26 protein-coding genes and 1 other RNA gene are annotated in these 24,643 nt (G+C 70.3%); 23 read left to right on the forward strand and 4 right to left on the reverse strand.

Going from position 1 to position 24,643, the window contains the following annotated elements; genetic code table 11:
* Window positions 1–376: 376 nt before the first annotated feature.
* The 4 genes from G3I71_RS34770 to G3I71_RS34785 all read left to right on the forward strand — a co-directional run bounded on the left by G3I71_RS34770 (window position 377) and on the right by G3I71_RS34785 (window position 5,925).
* A complete protein-coding gene (locus G3I71_RS34770) occupies window positions 377–2,095 on the forward strand; it encodes a serine/threonine-protein kinase (protein ID WP_164321053.1) in 1,719 nt (572 codons plus the stop codon).
* A 292-nt stretch (window positions 2,096–2,387) separates the two neighbouring features.
* A complete protein-coding gene (locus G3I71_RS34775; protein WP_164321055.1) occupies window positions 2,388–3,653 on the forward strand; it encodes a serine/threonine-protein kinase in 1,266 nt (421 codons plus the stop codon).
* Window positions 3,654–3,884: 231 nt separating this feature from the next.
* Entirely contained in the window at window positions 3,885–4,991 is a 1,107-nt protein-coding gene (prfB, locus tag G3I71_RS34780; RefSeq protein ID WP_164321057.1) for a peptide chain release factor 2, read from the forward strand.
* 322 nt (window positions 4,992–5,313) lie between these two features.
* Entirely contained in the window at window positions 5,314–5,925 is a 612-nt protein-coding gene (locus tag G3I71_RS34785; protein ID WP_164321059.1) for a hypothetical protein, read from the forward strand.
* A gap of 125 nt (window positions 5,926–6,050) precedes the next feature.
* Here G3I71_RS34785 and G3I71_RS34790 read toward each other — a convergent pair whose 3' ends face one another.
* Window positions 6,051–6,242 carry a hypothetical protein gene (locus tag G3I71_RS34790; protein WP_164321061.1) on the reverse strand — a complete coding sequence of 64 codons (192 nt, stop codon included), beginning with the start codon at window positions 6,240–6,242 and terminating at the stop codon, window positions 6,051–6,053.
* Between the two features lie 284 nt (window positions 6,243–6,526).
* Here G3I71_RS34790 and ftsE point away from each other — a divergent pair, with 284 nt between their 5' ends.
* From ftsE to G3I71_RS34820, 6 genes are all read left to right on the forward strand, one after another.
* Complete coding sequence (gene ftsE, locus G3I71_RS34795; RefSeq protein ID WP_164321062.1) at window positions 6,527–7,216, forward strand: cell division ATP-binding protein FtsE; 690 nt, start codon at window positions 6,527–6,529, stop codon at window positions 7,214–7,216.
* A 77-nt stretch (window positions 7,217–7,293) separates the two neighbouring features.
* A complete protein-coding gene (ftsX, locus tag G3I71_RS34800; RefSeq protein ID WP_164321064.1) occupies window positions 7,294–8,214 on the forward strand; it encodes a permease-like cell division protein FtsX in 921 nt (306 codons plus the stop codon).
* Between the two features lie 67 nt (window positions 8,215–8,281).
* Window positions 8,282–9,463: a S41 family peptidase gene (locus tag G3I71_RS34805; RefSeq protein ID WP_164321066.1), complete on the forward strand. Its 1,182-nt coding sequence runs from the start codon at window positions 8,282–8,284 to the stop codon at window positions 9,461–9,463.
* A 101-nt stretch (window positions 9,464–9,564) separates the two neighbouring features.
* Window positions 9,565–10,047: an SsrA-binding protein SmpB gene (gene smpB, locus G3I71_RS34810; RefSeq protein ID WP_164321068.1), complete on the forward strand. Its 483-nt coding sequence runs from the start codon at window positions 9,565–9,567 to the stop codon at window positions 10,045–10,047.
* 138 nt (window positions 10,048–10,185) lie between these two features.
* Window positions 10,186–10,588: a transfer-messenger RNA gene (ssrA, locus tag G3I71_RS34815) on the forward strand.
* 105 nt (window positions 10,589–10,693) lie between these two features.
* Window positions 10,694–12,061: a hypothetical protein gene (locus G3I71_RS34820; RefSeq protein ID WP_164321070.1), complete on the forward strand. Its 1,368-nt coding sequence runs from the start codon at window positions 10,694–10,696 to the stop codon at window positions 12,059–12,061.
* 4 nt (window positions 12,062–12,065) lie between these two features.
* Here G3I71_RS34820 and G3I71_RS34825 read toward each other — a convergent pair whose 3' ends face one another.
* Both G3I71_RS34825 and G3I71_RS34830 read right to left on the reverse strand, forming a co-directional pair.
* Window positions 12,066–12,335 (reverse strand): DUF397 domain-containing protein, encoded by a 270-nt coding sequence (locus tag G3I71_RS34825; RefSeq protein WP_164321072.1) that lies wholly within the window; start codon window positions 12,333–12,335, stop codon window positions 12,066–12,068.
* A gap of 8 nt (window positions 12,336–12,343) precedes the next feature.
* Window positions 12,344–13,180 (reverse strand): helix-turn-helix transcriptional regulator, encoded by an 837-nt coding sequence (locus tag G3I71_RS34830; RefSeq protein ID WP_164321074.1) that lies wholly within the window; start codon window positions 13,178–13,180, stop codon window positions 12,344–12,346.
* A gap of 224 nt (window positions 13,181–13,404) precedes the next feature.
* On the opposite strand from G3I71_RS34830, the gene G3I71_RS34835 reads away from it, so the two are divergent.
* From G3I71_RS34835 to tsaE, 8 genes are all read left to right on the forward strand, one after another.
* Window positions 13,405–13,845 (forward strand): ATP-binding protein, encoded by a 441-nt coding sequence (locus G3I71_RS34835; protein ID WP_164321076.1) that lies wholly within the window; start codon window positions 13,405–13,407, stop codon window positions 13,843–13,845.
* Window positions 13,818–14,285 (forward strand): hypothetical protein, encoded by a 468-nt coding sequence (locus G3I71_RS34840; RefSeq protein ID WP_164321078.1) that lies wholly within the window; start codon window positions 13,818–13,820, stop codon window positions 14,283–14,285. The genes G3I71_RS34835 and G3I71_RS34840 overlap by 28 nt, the downstream gene beginning before the upstream one ends.
* 19 nt (window positions 14,286–14,304) lie before the next feature.
* A complete protein-coding gene (locus G3I71_RS34845; RefSeq protein ID WP_164321080.1) occupies window positions 14,305–14,676 on the forward strand; it encodes a holo-ACP synthase in 372 nt (123 codons plus the stop codon).
* A gap of 80 nt (window positions 14,677–14,756) precedes the next feature.
* Window positions 14,757–16,238, forward strand: a complete 1,482-nt coding sequence (locus G3I71_RS34850; RefSeq protein WP_164321082.1) for an NAD(P)H-hydrate dehydratase — start codon at window positions 14,757–14,759, stop codon at window positions 16,236–16,238.
* Between the two features lie 77 nt (window positions 16,239–16,315).
* Window positions 16,316–17,215, forward strand: a complete 900-nt coding sequence (locus G3I71_RS34855) for a L,D-transpeptidase family protein (RefSeq protein WP_164321084.1) — start codon at window positions 16,316–16,318, stop codon at window positions 17,213–17,215.
* A gap of 43 nt (window positions 17,216–17,258) precedes the next feature.
* Complete coding sequence (alr, locus tag G3I71_RS34860; RefSeq protein WP_164321086.1) at window positions 17,259–18,452, forward strand: alanine racemase; 1,194 nt, start codon at window positions 17,259–17,261, stop codon at window positions 18,450–18,452.
* A 135-nt stretch (window positions 18,453–18,587) separates the two neighbouring features.
* Window positions 18,588–19,847, forward strand: coding sequence for an alpha/beta hydrolase (locus G3I71_RS34865; RefSeq protein ID WP_164321088.1), 1,260 nt, complete (start codon window positions 18,588–18,590; stop codon window positions 19,845–19,847).
* Window positions 19,810–20,382, forward strand: a complete 573-nt coding sequence (tsaE, locus tag G3I71_RS34870) for a tRNA (adenosine(37)-N6)-threonylcarbamoyltransferase complex ATPase subunit type 1 TsaE (RefSeq protein ID WP_164321090.1) — start codon at window positions 19,810–19,812, stop codon at window positions 20,380–20,382. The genes G3I71_RS34865 and tsaE overlap by 38 nt, the downstream gene beginning before the upstream one ends.
* Window positions 20,383–20,710: 328 nt before the next feature.
* Here the strand turns inward: tsaE and G3I71_RS34880 are convergent, their stop codons facing one another.
* The gene (locus G3I71_RS34880; protein ID WP_343243152.1) at window positions 20,711–21,265 is read right to left on the reverse strand and encodes a hypothetical protein; all 555 of its coding nucleotides are present in this window, start codon (window positions 21,263–21,265) and stop codon (window positions 20,711–20,713) included.
* 110 nt (window positions 21,266–21,375) lie between these two features.
* Between G3I71_RS34880 and tsaB the strand changes: the two genes are divergently transcribed.
* The 5 genes from tsaB to G3I71_RS34905 all read left to right on the forward strand — a co-directional run bounded on the left by tsaB (window position 21,376) and on the right by G3I71_RS34905 (window position 24,470).
* On the forward strand, window positions 21,376–22,032 hold the full coding sequence (gene tsaB, locus G3I71_RS34885) for a tRNA (adenosine(37)-N6)-threonylcarbamoyltransferase complex dimerization subunit type 1 TsaB (protein ID WP_164321094.1): 657 nt from the start codon (window positions 21,376–21,378) through the stop codon (window positions 22,030–22,032).
* On the forward strand, window positions 22,029–22,613 hold the full coding sequence (locus G3I71_RS34890; protein WP_164321096.1) for a GNAT family N-acetyltransferase: 585 nt from the start codon (window positions 22,029–22,031) through the stop codon (window positions 22,611–22,613). The genes tsaB and G3I71_RS34890 overlap by 4 nt, the downstream gene beginning before the upstream one ends.
* Window positions 22,606–23,748, forward strand: coding sequence for a tRNA (adenosine(37)-N6)-threonylcarbamoyltransferase complex transferase subunit TsaD (gene tsaD / locus G3I71_RS34895; protein ID WP_164321098.1), 1,143 nt, complete (start codon window positions 22,606–22,608; stop codon window positions 23,746–23,748). Before G3I71_RS34890 ends, tsaD begins: the two co-directional genes overlap by 8 nt.
* Window positions 23,745–23,999, forward strand: coding sequence for a hypothetical protein (locus G3I71_RS34900; RefSeq protein WP_164321100.1), 255 nt, complete (start codon window positions 23,745–23,747; stop codon window positions 23,997–23,999). The genes tsaD and G3I71_RS34900 overlap by 4 nt, the downstream gene beginning before the upstream one ends.
* A gap of 99 nt (window positions 24,000–24,098) precedes the next feature.
* Window positions 24,099–24,470 (forward strand): hypothetical protein, encoded by a 372-nt coding sequence (locus G3I71_RS34905; protein ID WP_164321102.1) that lies wholly within the window; start codon window positions 24,099–24,101, stop codon window positions 24,468–24,470.
* Window positions 24,471–24,643 lie beyond the last annotated feature (173 nt).

A 24,643-nucleotide genomic window follows, 5' to 3' on the forward strand; every position in this document is an offset into this window, starting at 1 on the left:
CTGCCACTGACAACGCGCCCGCCCCCCACCCATAAGTGATCTTGAATGGTCGCCTCTGCCCGCAAAAATGCCTGACCAGTGACCGACGACTGTCCGTTTGGGATCGGTTTGGTAATCGATTTGAGATCGGTCACGTTCGGGATTCGGCAACCGAGGGGACCGATCGAGACGTCTTTCCCGCCGACTTTCCGATTTCCGACGACTTGCCGTCGACCTGCCGTGGACACTTTCCGACGGCTTTCCGTCGAACGCGCGAAGGGAGCCGTACGTAGCCGTCTGTGGAGGACGGTCGTCGCCCAGGGTGTCCTGGGGGCGCGGCACTAGAGTGGGTCGGAAACACCGTGTACGGGATGTACGTACGTAAGGGAGCCATGACGTGCGGCCGGTAGGGAGCAAGTACCTCCTTGAGGAGCCGCTGGGACGCGGCGCCACAGGCACTGTCTGGCGTGCCCGCCAGCGGGAGACCGCGGGAGCCGAGGCGGCCGTGGCAGGCCAGCCCGGCGAAACCGTGGCGATCAAGGTTCTCAAGGAGGAGCTCGCCAACGACCCGGACATCGTGATGCGCTTCCTGCGCGAGCGGTCCGTGCTGCTGCGGCTGAGCCACCCGAACATCGTCCGGGTACGGGACCTGGTCGTCGAGGGCGATCTGCTGGCGCTGGTCATGGACCTCATCGACGGGCCCGACCTGCACCGGTACCTCCGGGAGAACGGCCCCTTCACACCGGTCGCCGCCGCCCTCCTCACCGCCCAGATCGCCGACGCGCTGGCCGTCAGTCACGCCGACGGTGTCGTACACCGGGACCTGAAGCCGGCCAACGTCCTGCTCATGCAGGACAACGGCCGGATGCACCCGATGCTCACCGACTTCGGCATCGCCCGCCTCGCCGACTCCCCGGGTCTCACCCGCACCCACGAGTTCGTCGGCACGCCCGCGTACGTCGCCCCGGAGTCCGCCGAAGGCCGTCCGCAGACCTCCGCCGTCGACATCTACGGCGCCGGCATCCTGATGTACGAGCTGGTCACCGGCCGTCCGCCGTTCGGTGGGGGGTCCGCCCTCGAAGTGCTGCACCAGCACCTCACCGCCGAGCCGCGCCGCCCCTCCACCGTGCCCGAACCCCTGTGGACGGTCATCGAGCGCTGCCTGCGCAAGAACCCGGACGAACGCCCCAGCGCCGAGAACCTCGCGCGCGGGCTGCGCGTCGTCGCCGAGGGCATCGGCGTCCACTCCAACTCGATGCAGATCGCGGCGGCCGACGGAGTCGTCCACCTGCTCGCTCCGGATCCGACGCCGACCGCGGTGCCCGGTTCGGGCGACCCGACGCAGGTGCTGCCGTACGGCGCGGGCGCGGCGGGAGCGTACGACCCGAACGCCGCCACCAGCGTGCTCCCGCACACCGGCGGGCCCGGAGCCGTGGGGGCGATGGGCGCTGCCGGTGCCGCGGACCCCACGGCCGTCCTGCCGTCCGTGCCGCAGAACCAGCCCGGCGGCCCCGGCGGCCCCGGCGGCCCCGGCGGTTCCGGAGGGCCCGAGGAACCGCATCCCTGGCAGAACCAGCTGCGCGCCGCCCGCGACCGCAACGAGCAGACGCAGGTCCAGTACCTGGACCCCGGCGAGGACCCTCTGCGCCGTCGGCCCCAGCGGCAGCCGGGTCGGCCGCCGCAGCAACAGCCGTACCAGCAGCAGCCCCAGCCCGGCTACGGCTATCCACAGGGATCGGGTCAGGGTCCGGGGCAGGGCGGGCAGCCCCAGCACCAGCAGTACGCGCCGCCGCCCCAGCACCGCCAGCCCCAGCAGCAGCCCCAGCGGTACGCGCCGCCCGCCCCCGCGCCCCAGCGCCCTCAGCAGCCCGAGAGCCGGCCGCCGAGGGAGCCGAGGGAACCCCGGCAGCGCAGCGCCAACCGGATGAAGATCCCGGGGCTCGGCTGCCTCAAGGGGTGCCTGTTCACGATCGTCGTCCTGTTCGTCGCCGCCTGGCTGATCTGGGAACTGACCCCGCTGCAGGAGTGGATCGGGACGACGAAGGGGTTCTTCGAGCAGATCGGCGACTGGTACGACGAGGTCAGCGAGTGGGTGTCGCGCCAGCAGAACCAGTAGCGCGGAGGATTTCCGGTTGGGCGCGGCGGTTTTCCGGTTACGGGGAGACGGTCCGCCCAATCAGGTCGTAGCCGGGGCATTTGAGGATCAGGTGGGCGGTGCTCCGGCCGCGATTCCGGTGCGACTCTGGGGATTTGTCGACACCTGGCGGGTGATTTCCGTCCCGGCGGTGAAGGTTGCGGCTCCGGACGCGTAGCTTTGTCGGCTGAGGTCGAGGTCTTGTCGGGTGAGGGTCCCGAGGGAGTCCCCCGGATCGGCGCAGCGTCGGCAACACGCGTCTGTAGGAGCAGTCTTGGCACGGAAGATCGGCAGCCGGTACACCGCCAACCAGATCCTGGGGCGGGGCAGCGCCGGCACGGTGTGGCTGGGCGAGGGACCCGAGGGTCCCGTCGCCGTCAAGCTGTTGCGCGAGGACCTGGCGTCGGACCAGGAGCTCGTCGGACGCTTCGTGCAGGAGCGGACCGCCCTGCTCGGGCTCGAGCATCCGAACATCGTGTCCGTACGGGACCTGGTGGTCGACGGGAACGACCTCGCGCTCGTCATGGACCTGGTGCGCGGTACGGACCTGCGTACCCGGCTCGACCGCGAGCGCAGGCTCGCTCCCGAGGCCGCGGTCGCGATAGTGGCCGACGTCGCGGACGGGCTGTCCGCCGCGCACGCCGCCGGGGTCGTGCACCGCGACGTGAAGCCGGAGAACGTCCTGCTGGACATGCAGGGCCCCCTGGGCCCCGGCGGCGCGCACCCCGCCCTCCTGACCGACTTCGGCGTCGCGAAACTCATCGACTCACCGCGGCGGACCCGGGCCACGAAGATCATCGGCACGCCTGACTATCTGGCGCCGGAGATCGTCGAGGGCCTGCCCCCGCGCGCGGCGGTCGACATCTACGCACTGGCGACGGTCCTGTACGAGCTGCTGGCCGGCTTCACGCCCTTCGGCGGCGGCCACCCGGGCGCGGTGCTGCGCCGGCACGTGACGGAGACGGTGGTCCCCCTCCCCGGTATCCCCGAGGAGCTGTGGCAGCTGCTCGTGCAGTGCCTGGCGAAGGCACCGGCGTCGCGGCTGCGGGCGTCGGAGCTGGGGGCGCGGCTGCGTGAGCAGTTGCCCTTGCTGGTGGGGATGCCGCCGCTGGACGTCGACGAGCCGGACTCGGAGGACGAGGAGCAGTCCGGGCACGGCCAGGGGCAGGGTTCGCGGGACGAGTCGTACGACGAGGTGGCCGTGCCGACAGGGGAGCGGGTACGGCGGGGTGCGGTGCCGCTGGTGCGGGGTGCGAAGCCGGACTCGAACCGGGACACGCACACGTCGATGCGGGTGCCCGGGCCGGACGAGCTGGCGGGCGGGGCGCTGGGCACGGCCCGCGTGCCGCGTCCCGTGGGCGCCCCGCGGCCCGGCTCGGCGCGGCACCGGGCTTCGGCGCGGCGGCGCAGGGTGACGCTGGGGGCGGCTTCGGTGGTGCTGGTGGCGGCGGTGGGGATCGGTACGTGGGTCGCACTGTCGGGCGACGACGCCGGGGCGACCCCCCAGGAGACGGGTAACTCGTCACCGGCGTCACCGTGAGCCCCCTGAGGGCTGGGCCTCCGGACCTGCCTTCGCGCTGAACGCGCTCGTCCTCAAACGCCGGACGGGCTGGGAACGCGGGCCGAGGCCAGAGGGGTGTCGCCCGCGCTGGACAGATGCAGCAAACGGGCGGGTAGGTGGGAAACACGGCCTGCACTGCCTCGACCTCGCCTCTCACCCTCCGGGCAAGACCGAAATCCGGCCGCTCGGCGGAGCCGTTACGCTGGTGTCGTGGCAGTCGTCGATGTATCCGAAGAGCTCAAGTCCCTCTCCTCGACCATGGAGTCGATCGAGGCCGTCCTGGACCTCGACAAGCTGAGGGCAGATGTCGCCGTGCTCGAGGAGCAGGCGGCAGCGCCGTCCCTGTGGGACGACCCGGAGGAAGCGCAGAAGATCACCAGCAAGCTCTCCCACCTCCAGGCGGAGGTGAGGAAGGCCGAGACGCTGCGCGGGCGGATCGACGATCTGAGCGTGCTCTTCGAGATGGCCGAGGAGGAGGACGACCCGGACACCCGCGCCGAGGCCGAGACGGAGATGACCTCCGTCAAGAAGGCCCTCGACGAGATGGAGGTCCGTACCCTCCTCTCCGGCGAGTACGACGCCCGTGAGGCCCTCGTCAACATCCGCGCGGAGGCCGGTGGCGTCGACGCCGCCGACTTCGCCGAGAAGCTGCAGCGCATGTACCTGCGGTGGGCCGAGCAGAAGGGCTACAAGACCGAGATCTACGAGACGTCGTACGCCGAAGAGGCCGGCATCAAGTCGACCACCTTCGCCGTCCAGATCCCGTACGCCTACGGGACGCTGTCCGTCGAGCAGGGCACGCATCGCCTCGTACGCATCTCGCCCTTCGACAACCAGGGACGCCGGCAGACCTCGTTCGCCGGGGTGGAGATCCTGCCCGTCGTGGAGACGACCGATCACATCGAGATCGACGAGTCCGAACTGCGGGTGGACGTCTACCGGTCGTCCGGTCCCGGCGGCCAGGGCGTCAACACCACCGACTCCGCGGTGCGCCTGACCCACCTTCCCACCGGCATCGTCGTCTCCTGCCAGAACGAGCGTTCGCAGATCCAGAACAAGGCGAGCGCGATGAACGTCCTCCAGGCCAAGCTCCTCGACCGGCGCCGTCAGGAGGAGCAGGCCAAGATGAACGCCCTCAAGGGCGACGGCGGCAACTCCTGGGGAAACCAGATGCGTTCGTACGTCCTGCACCCCTACCAGATGGTCAAGGACCTCCGGACGGAGTTCGAAGTCGGCAACCCCGAGGCCGTGTTCAACGGTGAGATCGACGGATTCCTCGAAGCCGGAATTCGCTGGCGCAAGCAGCAGGAGAAGTAGAACTCCGCAGGGCGCGCACGAGCGTGTCCGTAGGACGCCTTGTCGACAAAGCAACCGTCGCCCATCGGGCGGCGGTTGCTTTGCGTCGGGGGGCGGCTGGGTTTTACATCACACTCACAGGGTCTGATGTGCGGCAAGCGAGGAGTAAGGGGACATTGCGCGCGCAACGACCTTGACGTGCTCTTGGAAAATCGGAATGGTGAGGCTCGGCATGCGAATCTCTGGGGCGCATGTGAACCGGGGGTGCGCACTGCCGCCCCTGTCGATCACGGCCCCGAGCGCGGCTCCACTGATGAATTAGCTACATGGGGGTAGCAGCCATATGACGAACAAGACGCGGGTCCGGATCGCGCGGATCGCGGCCGGAGCGGTGATCGCCGCCGGTGCGTCCTTCACCGCCGCGGGCATAGCCTCCGCCACGGACGGCGACGATTGCGTGGTCGAGCTCTGCGTTACGGACGAGCCGACCGATCCCGTGACCGAGATCCCGACCGACCCGGCGCCCACCACGGCCGACCCCGAGACCTCGCAGCCCGAGGAGCCGGCGCCCACCACGGCCGACCCGGAGACCTCGGAGCCCGAGGAGCCCTCCACCGAGCCGAGCGAGCCCACCGAGGAGGACCCGACCGCGACGCCGTCCGACGACTCGACCGACGACGGCAGCGGGACGGACACCGGTGGCGATGACACCGACGGTGGCAGCAACACCGACACCGACGGCGGCTCCAACACCTCCGTCCAGGAAGAGGGCTCCTCGGCCCTCACCGACACGGGCTCCGACACCTCGGCCCAGGGCTCGGGCGACGAGCTCGCCGAGACCGGTGCCGCCGAGACGGGCTTCCTGATCATCGGTGCCGCCACCATGATCGCCGGCGGTATCGCCTTCCGCGTTCTCCCGCGCCTCGTGGGCGGCCGTGGCGGCGCAGCAGCCTAGTAGTACCTGTAGTACCCGTAGTGCCTGGCAGTACCCAGTAGCAGTGCGCACGAGTAAGGGCCCGGAGCTTCGTGCTCCGGGCCCTTACGCGTGTTGCCAGGCTGTGTTGTGGTGCTGTGGTCGGGCTATGCGGTCTGGTGCGCCACCAGCGCCAGTGCCGCGATCAGCAGCGCCAGCAGTGCGATCAGGGCCATCGGGTTGAGTCCGCCGAACTGACCGTCATCCTGCAACCGCTGACGGCTGGCCCGGCAGACGCGACAGCGTCCCTCGTTCACGGGCGCCGCGCAGTTCGCGCACACCAGTCGGTCGTACGTCATGCGCCTTGCCCTCCTTGCGCCGCTTCTACGTACACAACGCTTCCGGGGACGCAACCGTTCCCCACTCCACGCTCCACTGTGCCAGGTTCCGCGGATTTCGGCGCGGCTCGCCTTATTCTGCCCAGCGCTTCCCCGGGTCAGTCGAGGTCGGGCGAGTGTGTGAGGTCGCTCACGACCGGCATAAAAGGGCACAACCCTTGTGCAAAGCACTCCCACGCCTGCGCTCCCGTGCTCGGTTCGCGTATGGTCACGGTCACCTGCCCCCGATGGTCCGTGGTGTATCCGTGATCCGATTCGACAGCGTCTCCAAGCTCTACCCCAAGCAGAGCCACCCCGCCCTCCGGGATGTCACCCTGGAGGTGGAGAAGGGTGAGTTCATCTTCCTCGTCGGGTCCTCCGGCTCCGGAAAGTCCACCTTCCTGCGACTGATCCTCCGCGAGGAGCGCGCCAGCCACGGTCAGGTGCACGTCCTGGGCAAGGACCTCGCGCGCCTCTCCAACTGGAAGGTGCCGCAGATGCGGCGTCAGCTGGGGACGGTGTTCCAGGACTTCCGGCTGCTGCCGAACAAGACGGTCGCCGAGAACGTCGCCTTCGCGCAGGAGGTCATCGGCAAGTCGAAGGGCGAGATCCGCAAGTCCGTGCCCCAGGTGCTCGACCTCGTCGGCCTCGGCGGCAAGGAGGAGCGGATGCCCGGTGAGCTGTCCGGTGGTGAACAGCAGCGTGTCGCCATCGCGCGGGCCTTCGTGAACCGGCCCAAGCTGCTGATCGCCGACGAGCCGACCGGCAACCTCGACCCGCAGACCTCCGTCGGCATCATGAAGCTGCTCGACCGGATCAACCGGACGGGCACGACCGTGGTGATGGCGACGCACGACCAGAACATCGTCGACCAGATGCGCAAGCGCGTCATCGAGCTGGAGAAGGGCCGTCTCGTCCGCGACCAGGCGCGCGGCGTCTACGGCTACCAGCACTGACGGTCACTGTCACTGGCGGTCACTGGTGTCAGTGACGCCGACGGTCCTCGGAGTTCCCGGAAAGGCTTGAGCTCGCCATGCGTGCCCAGTTCGTACTGTCGGAGATCGGTGTCGGTCTCCGTCGCAATCTGACGATGACGTTCGCCGTCATCGTCTCCGTAGCCCTGTCACTCGCCCTGTTCGGCGGGTCGCTCCTGATGAGCGACCAGGTCAGCTCGATGAAGGGCTACTGGTACGACAAGGTCAACGTCTCGGTGTTCCTCTGCAACAAGAGCGACGCCGAGTCCGACCCGAACTGTGCCAAGGGCGCGGTGACCACCGACCAGAAGAAGCAGATCCTCGCCGATCTGAAGAAGATGGACTCGGTCGTGCAGGCGGTCACCTACGAGTCCGCGGACGAGGCCTACAAGCACTACAAGGAGCAGTTCGGCGACTCCCCGCTGGCCAGTTCGCTCACCCCGGACCAGATGCAGGAGTCGTACCGGATCAAGCTCAAGGACCCGGAGAAGTACCAGGTCATCGCGACCGCGTTCGACGGGCGCGACGGGGTGCAGTCCGTGCAGGACCAGAAAGGCATCCTTGACAACCTCTTCGAGCTGCTGAACCTGATGAACCGGGCGGCGCTCGGGGTGATGGCGCTGATGCTGATCGTCGCCCTCCTGCTGATCGTCAACACGGTGCGTGTCTCGGCGTTCAGCCGTCGGCGTGAGACGGGGATCATGCGGCTGGTCGGCGCGTCCGGCTTCTACATCCAGGCGCCGTTCATCATGGAGGCCGCCGTCGCCGGTGCGATCGGCGGTGGGCTGGCCTGTGTCTTCCTGATCCTGGGCCGGTACTTCACCATCGACCACGGCATGGCCCTGTCCTCGAAGCTCAACCTGATCACTTTCCTGGGCTGGGACTCCGTACTGACGAAGCTGCCGCTGATCCTCGCCGCGAGCGTGCTGATGCCCGCGTTGGCCGCGTTCTTCGCGTTGCGCAAGTACCTGAAGGTGTGACGCATGCCAAGGGGGCCGTTCGGACATCCGACCGTACGGCCCTTCGCCTTGTCCTAGACTCACCGGCATGTCGGGCCGCGACCTGTTCACACAGCCCCGCCGCGCAGGCCGCGGGGCGGCTCTGACGTTGCTCTTCGCCAGCGTCCTGGTCGCCGGCGCGGCCACCGGCTCGCTCCCCGAGCCCACCGAACGGAAGTCCGCCCTCCCGGACACGGCCCGCTCCGCCGCCCCCGCCGGGCACAACGAGGACGCCGTCGCCGCCGCTGCCGCGGACGCCATGGCCGACGGCAAGTCCCCCATGGAAGCCGCCGAGCGCGCCGTCAGCCGCAGCGGGGACCGCTGGGGAGCGGTGTACTCCCCGGGGGACTACGAGGAGCTCGAAGAGGCCCTCGACGGCCGGTACACGGGCGTCGGGCTGTGGGCCCGGCGCGAGCGGGACGGCCGTATCGAGGTCACCAAGGTGCGGTCCGGGTCTCCCGCGGCCGTCGCCGGGATCCGTAGCGGGGACCGGTTGCGCAGTGTGGACGGCCACGCGGTCGACGGGCGGCCGGTCACCGAGGTCGTCTCTTTGCTCCGCGGTGACGCACAGGACGCCGCCGCCGGTACGACCGTCCGGCTCGGGCTGGAACGCGGCACGCGCGCGTGGAGCGAGACCGTACGCCGGGCACAGCTCTCCACGGACTCCGCGACGGTACGGCAGGTCGCCGCGAGCAAGGTCACCGTCATCCGGGTCGCCGCCTTCACCAAGGGGGTCGGCGACGTGGTGCGCGGCGCGGTACGGGCGGCCCCGGCCGGCGCCGGGATCATTCTCGACCTGCGCGGCAACTCCGGCGGGCTGGTCACCGAGGCCGTCACCGCCGCCTCCGCCTTCCTCGACGGCGGCCTCGTCGCCACGTACGACGTCAACGGCGAGCAGCGCGCCCTGCACGCCGATCCGGGCGGCGACACCACCAGGCCGCTGGTCGCGCTCGTCGACGGCGGCACGATGAGCGCGGCCGAGCTGCTCACCGGCGCACTCCAGGACCGTGGCCGGGCGGTCGTCGTGGGCTCCAGGACCTTCGGCAAGGGCTCGGTGCAGATGCCGAGCAGGCTGCCCGACGGCTCTGTCGCCGAGCTGACCGTCGGCCACTACCGCACCCCGGCGGGGCGCAGCGTCGACGGCGTGGGCCTCACGCCCGACCTCGACGCTGACCAGGGAGCACTGGAGCAGGCGGAGACCGTACTGAGCGGGCTGGGCGATCCTTCGTAGTCCGCGCGTGGTCCGCTCGTAGTCCTCTTGTGGTCCCCACCCGGTCCCTCTGGTAATCGACTTTCCCTCCAGCGCCCTCCTAGTGCGAAAATGGCGGCACTATGGCTAAGGAAACAGGGCGCAAGCTGATCGCCCAGAACAAGAAGGCGCGCCACGACTACGCCATCATCGACACCTACGAGGCCGGTCTGGTCCTCACCGGTACCGAGGTGAAGTCGCTGCGTCAGGGGCGGGCCTCGCTCGTCGACGGCTTCGTGCAGCTCGACGGGAACGAGGCGTGGCTGCACAACGTGCACGTGCCGGAGTACAGCCAGGGCACCTGGACCAACCACAGCGCCCGGCGCAAGCGGAAGCTGCTGCTGCACCGCGCGGAGATCGAGAAACTGGAGTCGAAGACGCAGGAGTCGGGTCACGCGATCGTGCCCCTCGCCCTGTACTTCAAGGACGGCCGGGCGAAGGTCGAGATCGCGCTGGCACGAGGCAAGAAGGAGTACGACAAGCGGCAGACGCTGCGGGAGAAGCAGGACCGTCGCGAGACGGACCGGGCGGTCTCGGCGGTGAAGCGCAAGCAGCAGCACGCGTAGTACCGCGCGGCGGCCCGACCGGCGGCGCGACAGGCGGGCGGAATATTGGTGGCACGCGCGCGCGTTGGTCACGTACGATGGCAACTGCGCCTCACCGAGGGCGCAACCCCCTCCTCGGAGGGATTGAAAAAACAACATGGGGATGATCGGTTTCGACAGCGGATGTCGAAGCAGGTGAAGCGTGTCGAGAAAGCGGCCATGATCTCGTAAACCACAGGCCGAAAAAAATAATCGCCAATTCTAACAGCGATTCTTCCGCGCAGCAGTTCTCTCTCGCCGCCTGATTTCAGGTAGCGACGAGTCTGCTCCGCACTAATGGGAGTGTCAGCCCGGGAGTGTTCCCGACCCGGATCCTGGCATCAGCTAGGGGACTAAACCTTGATCCCGGTCACGGGGTGAAGAGGGAAATCTAACAGTGACTGGGCCCGTCGGCGACTTGTTCGCGTGATTGCCGGGGCCGAGAAAAGCACAGCGAACTGCACACGGAGAAGCCCTGATTCCGCACCGTTGGACGCGGGTTCGATTCCCGCCATCTCCACAATTCCCATGTTATGCAGTACCAAAGGCCCCGTCGCTTTCGAGCGGCGGGGCTTTTGGCGCGCTTTGTTCGTGCCTTGTGCGGGACTTCTGAGGAATTGGGCGGGGGATGACGGAGGAAGCGGAGGAAGCACTCGACAGTCGGCTCAGGTCGGCGGTTCGGGCAGGGGACGCCGAGGCGGTGCGGGTTCTGTTGGAGGAGGGCGCCGACCCGAACACGGTGGATGCGGACGCGGACTGCCTGCCCGTCCTGTGTTTGGCTGTCGCGGCGTACGACGCAGCGGTCGCGGAGAAGTTGGTGTGGGGCGGGGCGGACCCTGACCGGGTGTTGCCAGACGGGACGACGCCTCTGTGGCGTGCCGTCGATGGAGGTTCCCCGGCGGTCTTCTCGGCGGTGCTGGGAGAAGAGCCCCGGCTGCGGCTGCCGGAGGAGGCCCGGGAACGGCTGCTCACTCTGGCGCGGGGCTGGTACGGGACGGGTGCGGCCGAGGAGTTGCGGCGCAGGACGGGCGCACCGGGTCCGGAGGCGACAGTCCGGGTACAGGACGGCGAGTACGACTGGGTCGATCAGCTCTCGCTCGGCGGGCTCGCCGTACGGGCCGGGCATGGGGCCGTCCTCACCTTGCTGGAGTGGGCCTTCCGCATCCTGACGCCGGTCGACGAGTTGATCGCCCGTGCCGTCGACCCGCCCGACGAGGACCATGTGAACTGGACGGCCGTCCGCTGGACCCTCACCAGGCGGAGCAGCTTCGAGACTTGGTCGGCAGTGGTGGCCCACCGCCACGACTCCGCCCCGGTGAACCGGCGTTTCGTGCTCGACTACCTGTATGTGCGGGCGGTCGTGTGTGCCGGGGACTCGTCCTACAGGAAGCAGGAGGCTCAATTCCTGGCTGCCTGGGCGGCGGAGGAGACCGACGGCGGGACGCTCGCGAAGGTGCTGGAGATCTACGCCGAGGACGAGTTTCCGGGCCATGAGGCCATCGGGCTCCGCTATGCCGACCATCCCGATCCCCGCGTACGCCGTGAAGTGCCCTACGCCCTCTCGACGCACGGCGTCCCGCTCACCCCTGCGGCCAGGGCCGCGTTGCTCACCCTCACCCGTGACCCGGACGCCCGGGTACGGATCAGGGCGTGCGAGGCGGGCATGACAGACGATGACCTTCTCCCGGAGATCACCCGGGCGCTGCTTTTCCCGGCCGAGGACCCGGACGCGGACGCGCGGGGCATGGCGGCGGTGATGCTCGCCAACTCCCGAATCCGCACGCCCGCTGTGGCCGACGCGTTGGTGGCGCTGCTCGATCACGACGACCAAATCGTGCGCCTGGAAACCGCCTACGGTCTCGCCCTGCGCGAAGATCCGCGCACCGATGACGCGATCGACCGGGTGGGTCCCCTCGGCCCCGGTTTCGAGCACGACCATCGGGCCAGTGCGCTGTCGTGGTGGCAGTGGCGGAGGAAGAACCCGGCTGGGGCGTGAGGGTTCAGAGGCCGGAATCGGCTTGGCGTGTGGGCGACTTGAGGGAGTCGATGAAAGGGGTATAGGCGGAGGCAGGGAAGGTGAGGGTGCGGGTGGTCGGGGCCTTGGAGTCGCGGATGGCTGTGTGGGTGGGGGCGTTGGCGAGTTCTACGCACTCGTTGCCGTCGCCGCCGCCGGAGTGCGACGACTTGCGCCAGGTTTCAGGGATGGCTATTTCCACGCAGTTGTTGCCGTCGTCGGGGCCGGAATAGGACGACTTCCGCCAGTTGCCCATGGGGTACCTCACAGCTCTTTCGCCAACCGGTTCATGAAGTCACGCGACCGTGAGGGGTCGAGTGATACGGCTTCCACCTTACGGAAGCGCGTTCGAAAGACGCTGAGCTGTCCTTCAGAGTCGATGAAGGCTGAGCCATGGGGTACGTCACGCACCACCGTGTCCAGTTTGGGTACGGAGCCACCCACGTACGTCATGGTGCTGGCGGCTCTGGCGAAGCCATCCAGATCGAAGGGGATGGCGCGTACGGTGACGTGGTCCGCTTCGGAGCGCTCCACGAGTTTGGCGAGTTGAGCACGGGCGGCGGCACGGTCGCTGACCCTGATGCGTAGGGCCGACTCGTGGATCACCAGCTCGTACGGGATGGAGAGCTGCTGACGTCTCATTCGGTGGCCGACGCGCAACTCAAGTTCATCGTGCGTTAGTTCGGGAACGCGGCCGGAGAAAACGGCGCGAGCGTAGTCCTCGGTCTGCAACAGGCCAGGTACGTACAGGACGGCTACCTCGTGCTGGAAAACGGCGTGGTGATCCAGCTCCGACAAGTCCAGGAAGGACGTGGGCAGCAGCCCCCGGTACTCCTCCCACCAGCCGCGCGTTCGGTCGGTGGCCATCGCGACCAAGGCGTCGATGAACTCCTCGTCCATACAGGCGTAGTGGGATGCGAGGCGGCGGAGTCGTTGCTCGCTCACGCCCGCGAGTCCGTTTTCGATGTGGCTCATCTGGACGCGATTCGCCCCCAGCAGTGCTGCTGCCTCGATGGCGGTGAGTCCTGCCCCTTCGCGGAGTCTGCGCAACTCGACTCCCAGGCGCAGCTGACGCGCCGTGGGTTCGCGCCTCAGGACCATCCAATAGCTCCTTGTTCAACATGGCTGCCGGTGCCGCTCGTTCGGGGTCAGATTACGCGATCGGCTTGCTCGGGATTACAGGTTAGACGTACCGTAGGTGACGCGACGCACACTCTGCGGAACGCCGGGATCCCCGGAAGCGCACCACTCCGTCCTGCCACGACGGCTGCGGCATGCCACCACCCGCCCGACCGCGACCCCCACCACCGAACGGGAGTTGACGCATGCCTGAAATCGATGCCGAACCCGAGTTCACGTCCGACCCCGAGTCCTGGGAGTACTCCCTGTACATCCCGAACGACCTGCGAGCCGTCACCGTCAGCCGCCGCACCCTCCGCCTCATCCTCACCATGCACGGACTGATCAGCCTCGTCGACACCGCCGAACTCCTCGCCACCGAGTTGGTGTCCAACGCGGTGCGGCACACCAAGGGCCCCGCCGCCCTACGCGTCCGCTGGTCGGCCGGCGTCCTGCGGATCGGGGCCTGGGACGCGGACCCCCGCCCGCCGGAGCCGCCAAGGGAGTTGGAACAGCTCGTCGAGTCGCAGGACGGGCGCGGGCTCGGGATGGTGGTGGCCTGTGCCGATCTGTGGGGGTGGCAGCCGCTGTCCCGATTCGGGAACCGTGGGAAATTCGTGTGGTGCGAGCTGCGGGCCGCCGCGTGATGAGCCTGGAACTGGAAGAGGAAGTCTCCGGCATCGCCACGGGGCTTGTGGCGGCCATGGCTCTGGTGGGCCTCTCGCCCGAGCGAGCCATGGCCGAACTCCACCGCAGGCTCAAGGAGATCCTCAAGCGGGAGGGGTTGTCGCCTGGAGAGATCGCGTATCTGCGGGGAAAGATCGAGAACTGGCCGCCGGGATACGCCGAGCAGTGGGCCATCGGCTATGCGAACGGCCTGGTGAAGGGGAAGGTCAAGACGATTCTGACCGTGCTGGAAGTAAGGCGGCTCCCCGTCTCCGACGACATCCGCGACCGCGTCACCGCCTGCGCCGACCTTGCCCGCCTCGACGACTGGCTCGACCGCGTCGGAACTGCGGAGCGCGCGGAGGGCCTGTTCGCCGGGGACCCGGAGGTTGTGCCGGGTGATGCTCCTGAACAGGTCTGACGGATCGTAGAGTGCCCGGATGAGCATCATCGGAGTCGGGATCGACGTCGCCGAGATCGAGCGGTTCCGGGCCTCGCTGGAGCGGACGCCCGGGTTGGCCCGACGGCTGTTCCTGGAGAGCGAGTTGCTGCTGCCCGGTGGTGAGCGCCGGGGTGCCGCCTCGCTTGCCGCGCGGTTCGCCGCGAAGGAGGCGCTCGCCAAGGCGCTGGGCGCTCCGGGCGGCATGCTCTGGACGGACGCGGAGGTCTGCGTCGAGGACAGCGGGCGGCCCTGGCTGCGCGTGACGGGGACTGTGGCCGCGCGGGCGGCGGAACTCGGGGTGCGGTCATGGCATGTGTCGCTCAGCCATGACGCGGGGGTGGCTTCGGCCGTGGTGATCGCGGAGGGGTAGAGGCAGGACAGAGCCGCCCTTGTGGGGGTGGGAGCCGTGTGCGGCGGGCCGGTCGGCCGGCCGTGCGGGAGACTCGGCGTATGCGAACTGCGTACGGCGTGGAGACGGTACGGGCGGCCGAGCGTGAGCTGATGGCGCGGGTGCCGGAAGGTGCGCTCATGCAGCGAGCGGCGGCCGGACTGGCCGTCGCCTGCGGGCAGTTGATGGGGCGGGTGTACGGCAGCCGGGTTGTTCTTCTCGTCGGCAGCGGTGACAACGGCGGCGACGCCCTGTACGCCGGGGCCCGGCTCGCCCGGCGCGGGGCCGGTGTCACGGCGGTGCTGCTCGCCCCGGAGCGCACGCACGCCGGGGGGCTCGCTGCGCTGCGGGGAGCAGGCGGGACCGTGATGGGCGCCCAGGGTGACGGCGTCGAGGGGGTGATCCGGCGCGCAGACCTCGTCGTCGACGGCATCGTCGGGATCGGGGGGCGTGGCGGCCTGCGGAGTGACGCCCTGGTGTTGGCCGAGAAGGTCCGGGAGGCGCGGGCCGCCGTGGTCGCCGTCGATCTGCCCAGCGGGGTCGACGCCGACAGCGGTGAGGTGCGGGGGGTCGCCATCCGGGCCGATCTGACCGTGACCTTCGGGACCCACAAGCCGGGGCTGCTCATTGATCCCGCGCGGGAGTACGCCGGGACGGTGCGGCTCGTCGACATCGGGCTCGGGGAGGTGCTTCCCGAGCTGGCCGAGCTGGAGGCGTTGCAACACGCGGACGTCGCCCGGCTGTTGCCGGTGCCCGGGGTCGAGAGTGACAAGTACCGGCGGGGCGTCGTCGGGATCGCGGCGGGGTCGGCGCGGTACCCGGGGGCCGCCGTCCTCGCCGTGGCCGGGGCGCTGCGGGGTGGTGCCGGGGCCGTGCGGTACGTGGGGCCGGCGGCCGACGCGGTGATCGCCCGCTTTCCCGAGGTGCTCGTGTCCGACCAGGGGCCGCACAAGGCGGGGCGCGTACAGGCGTGGGTCGTGGGGCCCGGGGCCGGGGAGGACGCCGCGACGGTCGCCGAGGTGCTGGAGGCGGACGTACCCGTGCTGATCGACGCGGACGGGCTGCGGCTGGCGGAGCGGGGGGCGGTACGGGGGCGTACCGCGCCGACGCTGATGACTCCGCATGCCGGGGAGGCCGCCGCGCTGCTCGGTGTGGGGCGTGGGGAGGTGGAGGGCGGGCGGTTGTCGGCGGTGCGTGAACTCGCCGCCCGTTACGGGGCGACCGTTCTCCTCAAGGGCTCGACCACGCTGGTCGCCGACCCGGCGGGGGGTGCCGTACGGGTCAACGCGACCGGTACGGGGTGGCTTGCCACCGCCGGGAGCGGTGACGTGCTCTCGGGGCTGAGCGGGTCGTTGCTGGCGGCGGGGCTTTCGGCGTTGGACGCGGGGAGTGCGGGGGCGTATCTGCACGGGCTGGCGGGGCGGCTGGCGTCGGAGGGGGCGCCGGTGGGGGCGCAGGATGTCGCGGAGGGGGTGGCGAGGGCCTGGCGGGACGTCCGGGATGTTCGGGACGGCCCGGAAGTGCGGGATGGTCGGGGCGTTTGAGGTCCTGAGGCGCACGGTCGGGTGACTCCGCCGCGCGGCTGAGCCCGGTGGCGTCAACCCCGCGTTCTCCTGATCACATGATCAGTCGACGACCGTTCGTGCTCCGGGGGCTCACCGCGCTGCTTGTCGCAGCGGCCGTGCTGCCGCCCGGCGGCCCCGCCTTCGCGGACCCCGTGCCGTCCGCCCCCACCCCCGGCACCGAGGGTGTCCTCGTGCCCGGCGTGCCCCCCGCCCCCTCCCAGCCCTGGACCTTCGACACCCCGGACCAGGTGCTCGCGCCGCAGGTGTACACGCCGACGAGACAAGAGGACGCCGTCGAACCGGCGGAGGCCGCGCGGGGGACGTACGACCTCATCGAGTACGTACCTCTGCGTGACGCCGCCCGGAAAGTGGCCTGCTCCAAGCTGACGGGGCCCTATCAGCGGCAGGTCGAGTTCTGGCTGAAGCTGAAGGTGGACGGGAAGCAGTCCGCCGCCGACTGCCGGGCCGTCCGCGAGTTCCAGCGCAAGTACAGGATCAAGCCGGACAGCGGATTCGCCGGGCCCGTCACCTGGTCCCGGATGCAGCTGCTGTCCGCGAAGAAGAATCCGAACGCCGCCGGCAGGTGTCCCGTGCGGACCTACCGCGTCGCCTGTGTCGATCTCGGGCGGCAGCTGACCTGGGTGCAGAAGGGGAAGAAGGTCGTCTACGGGCCCGTGCCCGTCCGGAGCGGACGGACGGTCTACCCGACGCGCGGCGGGTGGCACAAGGTCTACTGGAAGCACAAGAACCACCACTCCACCCTCTACGACACCCCCATGCCCTACGCCCAGTTCTTCAGCGGCGGCCAGGCCTTCCACGCCGTCTACGGCAGCATCCACACCACCGTCGGCTCCATGGGCTGCGTCAATATGCGGCTCGCCGACGCCCGTACGCTCTGGGGTGTTCTCAAGACGGGCGACCGGGTGTACGTGTGGGGACGGCGGGCCGCGGGGTAGCCGCGGGTGTGCTCCACGGTCCCTCTGAGACACTGGGGGCGCCATGAGTGAGACAGCAGCCCCGCCGGCCGTCGCCCTGCGAGCCCGCGCCGAGATCGACCTGGCCGCCCTGCGGGCCAACGTACGGACCTTGCGCGCCCGCGCGCGCGGCGCCGCGCTGATGGCTGTCGTCAAGTCCGACGCGTACGGCCACGGGGCCCTCCGGTGTGCTCGGGCGGCCGTCGAGGCGGGCGCCGAGTGGCTCGGCACCGCCACCCCCGAGGAGGCGCTCGCGCTGCGGGATCCGGCCTCCGGGATTCCCGCCCACGTACGGGTCATGTGCTGGCTCTGGACCCCGGGCGGGCCCTGGCAGGCCGCCATCGAGGCCGACATCGACGTGTCGGTGGGCGGGATGTGGGCCCTGCGGGAGGTCGTTGAGGCAGCCGCCGCCGCCCGGCGGCCCGCGCGCGTCCAGCTCAAGGCCGACACCGGGCTCGGGCGCGGCGGCTGCCAGCCGGGGGACGACTGGTGCGCGCTCGTCGCCGCCGCGCTGCCCGCCGAGCGTGACGGGCTGATCCGGGTGACCGGGCTGTGGTCCCATCTCGCCTGTGCCGACGAACCCGAGCATCCCTCCATCGACGCCCAGCTCACCCGCTTCCACGAGATGGTCGCTTACGCCGAGCGGCACGGACTGCGGCCCGACGTGCGGCACCTCGCCAACTCGCCCGCCGTGCTCAGCCGCCCGGACACGCACTTCGACCTCGTACGGACGGGGGTGGCTGTCTATGGGATCTCGCCGAGTCCTGAGATCGGCAGCTCCACCGACCTCGGTCTTCGCCCCGTGATGACGCTGGCCGCCTCGCTCGCGCTGGTCAAGCACGTACCGGGCGGGCACGGCGTCAGTTACGGGCACCACTACGTCACCCCCGGCGCCACCACCCTCGGCCTCGTCCCCGTCGGCTACGCGGACGGCATCCCGCGCCACGCCTCCGGCACCGGCCCCGTCCTGATCGGCGGCAAGTGGCGGACCGTGGCCGGGCGGGTCGCCATGGACCAGTTCGTCGTCGACCTCGGGGGCGACGAGCCCGAAGAGGGCGCGGAAGTCCTGCTCTTCGGGCCCGGCGACCGAGGCGAGCCCACCGCCGAGGACTGGGCACAGGCGGCCGGGACGATCGCGTACGAAATCATCACCCGCATCGGAACCCGGGTGCCCCGCGTGTACGTGAATGTGAATGAGGAAGAGGACCGAGAGGGGTAGGCGCCCGCGGGGTTCCTCGGTCGGCGGCACGAGTAACCGCGGCGACCTCAGTGGTGGTTCCAGCCTTAGCGGCAGTTCAAGTCCTAGTGGCAGGCAGTTCCAGTCTTCAGTGGTAATTCCAGCAAGGAGCGGTACGTGAGCGAGAGCAGTGCGGAGGTCGTCGCGAGCGCCGCCACGGCGGTCGTGGCCTCCGCCGCGGGGGCGACGGGCGGGGGGTGGCGCCGGGCGACCGGTATCGCGGGCGTCGCCATAGGAGTGGTGGCCGCCGGTGCCGCCGCGGGGGTCGCCGTCGAGCGGCTCACCGTGGGGCGCGGCATCCGCGAGCGGGCGCGGATGGCGCTCGACTCGACGGGCCCGTACGGCGCGCTGCGCGGCACCCCGGGGAAGGCGTACGCCGACGACGGCACCGAGCTGTACTACGAGGTCGACGACGTCGACCCGGAGGCCGCGCCCGCCCTCACCCCGCGCCGGCGGCGGCTCTTCGGGCGCAAGGCCCCGGCCCCCGTCACCGTCGTCTTCAGTCACGGCTACTGCCTCAGCCAGGACTCCTGGCACTTCCAGCGGGCCGCCCTGCGCGGGGTCGTCCGCAGCGTGTACTGGGACCAGCGCAGCCATGGGCGGTCGGGGCGCGGAGTCGCCCAGCACGAGGGTGTGGTCCTCTCCATCGACCAGCTCGGGCGGGATCTGAAGGCCGTCCTCGACGCCGCCGTGCCCGAGGGGCCGATCGTGCTCGTCGGGCACTCGATGGGCGGGATGACCGTCATGGCCTTCGCCGACCAGTACCCGGATCTGGTGCGGGAGCGGGTCGTCGCGGTCGCCTTCGTCGGTACGTCGTCCGGGCGGCTCGGCGAGGTCAACTTCGGGCTGCCCGTCGCGGGCGTGAACGCGGTCCGGCGGGTGCTGCCCGGCGTACTGAAGGCGCTGGGGCAGCAGGCCGAGTGGGTGGAGCGGGGGCGGCGGGCCACCACCGATCTCTTCGCCGGCATCATCAAGCGGTACTCGTTCTCGTCGCGGGACGTCGACCCCGCTGTCGCCCGGTTCGCCGAGCGGATGATCGAGAGCACGCCCATCGATGTCGTCGCCGAGTTCTACCCGGCCTTCACCGAGCACGACAAGACCGAGGCCCTCGGCCACTTCAAGGACCTGCCCGTGCTGGTGCTGGCCGGGGTCGGCGACCTCGTCACGCCCAGCGAGCACAGCGAGGCCATCGCCGACCTGCTGCCGGACGCCGAGCTGGTCCTCGTGCCGGACGCCGGGCACCTGGTGATGCTGGAGCACCCGGAGGCGGTCACCGACCGGCTCGCCGACCTGCTCACCCGCGCGGGCGCCGTGCCGGCAGGGGCTACCGTTTCCGGTTATGGAAGCACCAGCAGCAGCGCACGACACCCCGGCTGAGTCCCCCGCGCGCCCGACGCCCTCCTCGTCCGCCGAGCTCACCGTCAACTCGCCCGACGAGATGCGGGAGTTGGGCCGTCGGCTCGCCGGGCAGCTGCGGGCAGGCGACCTCGTGATGCTCACCGGTGAGCTCGGCGCGGGCAAGACGACGCTGACGCGCGGGCTCGGCGAGGGGCTCGGGGTCCGGGGTGCGGTCACCTCGCCCACCTTCGTGATCGCCCGCGTCCACCCCTCCCTCGGCGACGGCCCGCCGCTCGTCCACGTGGACGCGTACCGGCTGGGCGGCGGTCTCGACGACATGGAGGACCTCGACCTCGACGTCTCCCTGCCCGAGTCCGTCATCGTCGTGGAGTGGGGCGAGGGCAAGGTCGAGGAGCTGACCGACGACCGCCTCCATCTCCTCATCCACCGGGCCGTCGGGACTGTGCCTTCCCGGGGGACGACCCCCGGACCCCCGGACACGGACGAGGTCCGGCACGTCACCCTCACGGGGGTGGGGGAGCGGTGGGCGACGGTTGACCTGAGCGTCGTATGAACGTTTGCGTGAATGTTCCGACAATCCGTCGGCAAGATGTTGCGTTCGGCGTCTCACGCGTGGTCACATGGTACCCAGTCCGTGGTTAGGCTTACCTAACCACGCCCGCCCCCGAACTTCAGGAGGCGTCCATGTCGGCTATAGAGGGCGCGAGCACGAGCAGCAGCACGAGCACCAGCATCGGCACGCCCAGGTCGAAGCCGTACGCGGTCTCCGGGGTGTCCATGCGTGATCTGCTGGCGTCCTGTGCCGCCGCCCGCGCGATCTCGACGCCTCCGCGCCCGCCCGAGGCGCCCGTCCGGCAGCAGCCGAAAGCCGCGTAGCGCGTTCAGCGGATCACGACGACCTTCTCGCCGATCGTCGCGAACTCCCACATCGCGTCCCCGTCCGGCCGGGTCTCCCGGATGCCGCCCGTGCGCGCCTCCGGGTCCTGCAGCGGAGCCGAGCCGTCCACCGCCGCGCTGAAGCCGATGCCCACGCCGTCCACGCCCGTGAACCGCACGACGTGCTCGATCGGAGTGCCGTCGGTCCCCGTGATCGAGTTCGAGCGGGACGTGACCAGATAGCTGCCCGGCGCCGGATCGACCGTCCCCGGCGCGACGGGGAACGAGCGGCGCACCCTGCCGTTGTCGCCGACCAGCCACACCCGGTCGTCGTCCAGGGAGTACACGACCCGCCTGCCCGTTCCGGAGCCGGCCGGCAGGGCGTCGGGATGCCGGGTGTCCCGGGGGACCTTCGAGGCCGTCACCGGCGCCGTGGGGGAAACGCGCTCGGCGCCCGGGCGCAGCGGGGCGTTCGCCGAGGCCTGGTAGGCGAGGAAGCCGACCGTGGCGAGAGCCGTCGCGGTGAGCCCGGCCACGAATCCCGAGCCGCTCCTGGTCACCAGTGCCCACCTCTTCGTCTTGTACGTCCCGTTTTGTGGCGACGGTAGCAGCAGCCGTACCGCCGACCGGAGCGGCCGTGCGCGGGGCGCGGGCGCCGTAGGCTGTTCGCGTGCTCTTGCTCGCTCTGGATACCGCCACCCCGGCCGTCACGGTCGCCCTGCACGACGGGACGGCCGTTGTCGCCGCGTCGAGCCAGGTCGACGCGCGACGGCACGGGGAACTGCTGCTGCCCGCCGTCGACCGGATCCTCGCCGAGGCGGGCACGGGCCTCGACGCCGTCACCGTCGTCGTCGTCGGCATCGGCCCCGGCCCCTACACCGGGCTGCGCGTCGGCCTGATGACCGCCGACACCTTCGGATTCGCCCTCGGCGTCCCCGTACACGGCGTCTGCACCCTGGACGGCCTCGCGTACGCCTCCGACATCGAGGACGGCCCCTTCGTCGTGGCGACCGACGCCCGCCGCAAGGAGGTCTACTGGGCGCGCTACAGCGACTCCCGTACGAGAGTGACGGAGCCGTCCGTCGACCGGCCGGCGGACATCGCGGACCAGGTCGCGGGACTGCTGGCCGTCGGAGCGGGCGCCCTGCTCTACCCGGACACCTTCCCCAGCGCGCACGCGCCCGAGCACGTCTGTGCGGCGGCCCTCGCCTCCCTGGCCGCCGAACGGCTGGCGGCGGGCGTCGAACTCCCGGCCCCCCGGCCCCTCTACCTGCGCCGACCCGACGCGCAGGTCCCCAAGAACTACAAGGTGGTCACCCCGAAGTGACGACTGCCGTGCTGCGTGAGATGCGCTGGTGGGACATCGAGCCCGCGCTGGAACTGGAGAGGGACCTCTTCCCCGAGGACGCCTGGTCCCGGGGCATGTTCTGGTCCGACCTGGCCCATGCGCGGGGACCGCACGCGACCCGGCGGTACTTCGTCGCCGAGGACGAGCGCGCGGAGGGCGGCGGCAGACGGATCATCGGGTACGGCGGGCTCGCCGTCGCCGGTACCGAATCCGACAACGGCTCCGCCACGGGGGCCGACGTGCAGACGATCGCCGTCGCCCGCGAGCACTGGGGCACCGGCCTCGGTGCCGTGCTGCTGACCGAGCTGCTGCGGGCGGCGACCGCGTTCGAGTGCACCGAGGTCATGCTGGAGTGCCGGGTGGACAACGTGCGCGCGCAGAAGCTGTACGAGAGGTTCGGCTTCGAGCCCATCGGGTTCCGGCGCGGCTACTACCAGCCGGGGAACGTCGACGCCCTGGTGATGCGGCTGCGCGACCCGGCGGCATCGGTGCCTTCGACTCCCTCGACTTCCTCAGCCCCTTCAGCCCCTTCAGCACAAGGAACCGAGAGCAATGGCTGACTCCAGGGACGTGCCGCTCGTCCTCGGCATCGAGACCTCCTGCGACGAGACCGGCGTCGGTGTCGTCCGGGGGACCACGCTCCTCGCGGACGCCATCGCGTCCAGCGTCGACGAGCACGCCCGGTTCGGGGGTGTCGTGCCCGAGGTGGCCTCGCGGGCGCACCTGGAGGCGATGGTGCCGACGATCGAGCGGGCGCTGAAGGAAGCGGGGGTGAGCCCGAAGGACCTCGACGGCATCGCCGTCACCGCCGGTCCCGGGCTCGCGGGCGCGTTGCTGGTCGGGGTCTCGGCGGCGAAGGCGTACGCGTATGCACTGGGCAAGCCGCTGTACGGCGTGAACCATCTCGCCTCCCACATCTGCGTCGACCAGCTGGAACACGGGCCGCTGCCCGAGCCGACGATGGCCCTGCTGGTCAGCGGCGGCCACTCCTCGCTCCTCCTCTCCTCGGACATCACCTCCGACGTACGGCCCCTGGGCGCGACCATCGACGACGCGGCCGGCGAGGCCTTCGACAAGATCGCGCGGGTGCTGAACCTGGGCTTCCCCGGCGGCCCGGTCATCGACCGGTACGCGCGCGAGGGCGACCCGAAGGCCATCGCGTTCCCGCGCGGGCTGACCGGGCCGCGCGACGCCGCGTACGACTTCTCCTTCTCCGGGCTCAAGACCGCCGTGGCCCGCTGGATCGAGGCGAAGCGGGCGGCGGGGGAGGAGGTGCCGGTGCGAGACGTGTCGGCCTCCTTCCAGGAGGCGGTGGTGGACGTGCTGACCCGCAAGGCGGTGCGGGCCTGCAAGGACGAGGGCGTCGACCACCTGATGATCGGCGGGGGTGTCGCCGCCAACTCCCGGCTGCGGGCACTCGCCAAGGAGCGGTGCGAGGCGGCCGGTATCCAACTCCGGGTGCCCCGGCCCAAGTTGTGCACGGACAACGGCGCGATGGTGGCCGCTCTGGGCGCCGAGATGGTCGCCCGCAACCGGGCCCCCTCCGACTGGGACCTGTCGGCGGACTCCTCGCTGCCGGTGACCGACCCGCATGTGCCGGGACACAGCCGCAGCGACAGCCATAGCGACAGCGACAGTCACACGCATTCGCATGACCATGTGCATGAGGCCAGCAAGGGAAACCTGTACACGTGACCGTCGCGCTGATGTGGGAGGCCCGGGCCGTCGAGGGCCGCGGGGACGAACTCCTCACCTGGGCAAGGGCGCAGGAGCTGGCGGAGACTCCGGTGCGCCGGGAGACGCTACGGGCTCCCCAGGACCGCGTCCTCGTCATCACCTGGTGGGACGCGGAGTACGACGCCGACCTGCCCGAACTTCCGGAGCCGGGCGCGGGGTTGGTGGTCAGGGCTGTGCACCGGTGGCGGTTCGAGGCGGTGGGCGAATAAGCGCCCGCATCTGTCGCGGGGCCCCGGCGGGCGGGCCGGTGACCGGCCGGGTGCGCACGGCGCGGAGGCATCTCGGGGGCGACGGCAGAGGAAACGGTCATGAGTGACACGAACGAACCGTCCTGGTACGGCGTCCGGTGCGTATTCCGCCACCGGCACCTGGAGGTGTACGAGGAGAGGGTGACCCTGTGGGTCGCCCGGTCCCTGGGCGAGGCGATCGCCCAGGGAGAGGCGGAGGCCGCCGCGTACTGCGAGGACCTGGACGCCGTCGAGTACGTGGACTTCGCCGAGGCGTACGCGATGTTCGACTCCCCGGGGGAAGGCGCCGAGGTGTTCTCCTCGATGCGGGAGAGCGGGCTCCCGCCGGACGACTATGTGCGCAGGTTCTTCGCCACGGGAGAGGAACGGGCCGGCCGGGCCGGGAGCTTCCCGCGGCCGGATCGAGAGGTCACGGACAGCGCCACACCGTAAAGACCTTCCCTGGGCCCGGGAACGCCGGGCCCATCTCCACAGCTGCCCCACCAGGTTGACATGGCTCGTTCACGTGAAGTCCATATCTGACGCGTCGGTACGTCAGGATCCGGCCATTGACTCTCCTCGCACGGTGCCTTCGGTGCCGCGTGGGGAGAGTCGTTTCCGTTTCT

It is taken from the genome of Streptomyces sp. SID12501, assembly GCF_010550245.1.
Lineage (GTDB): Bacteria > Actinomycetota > Actinomycetes > Streptomycetales > Streptomycetaceae > Streptomyces.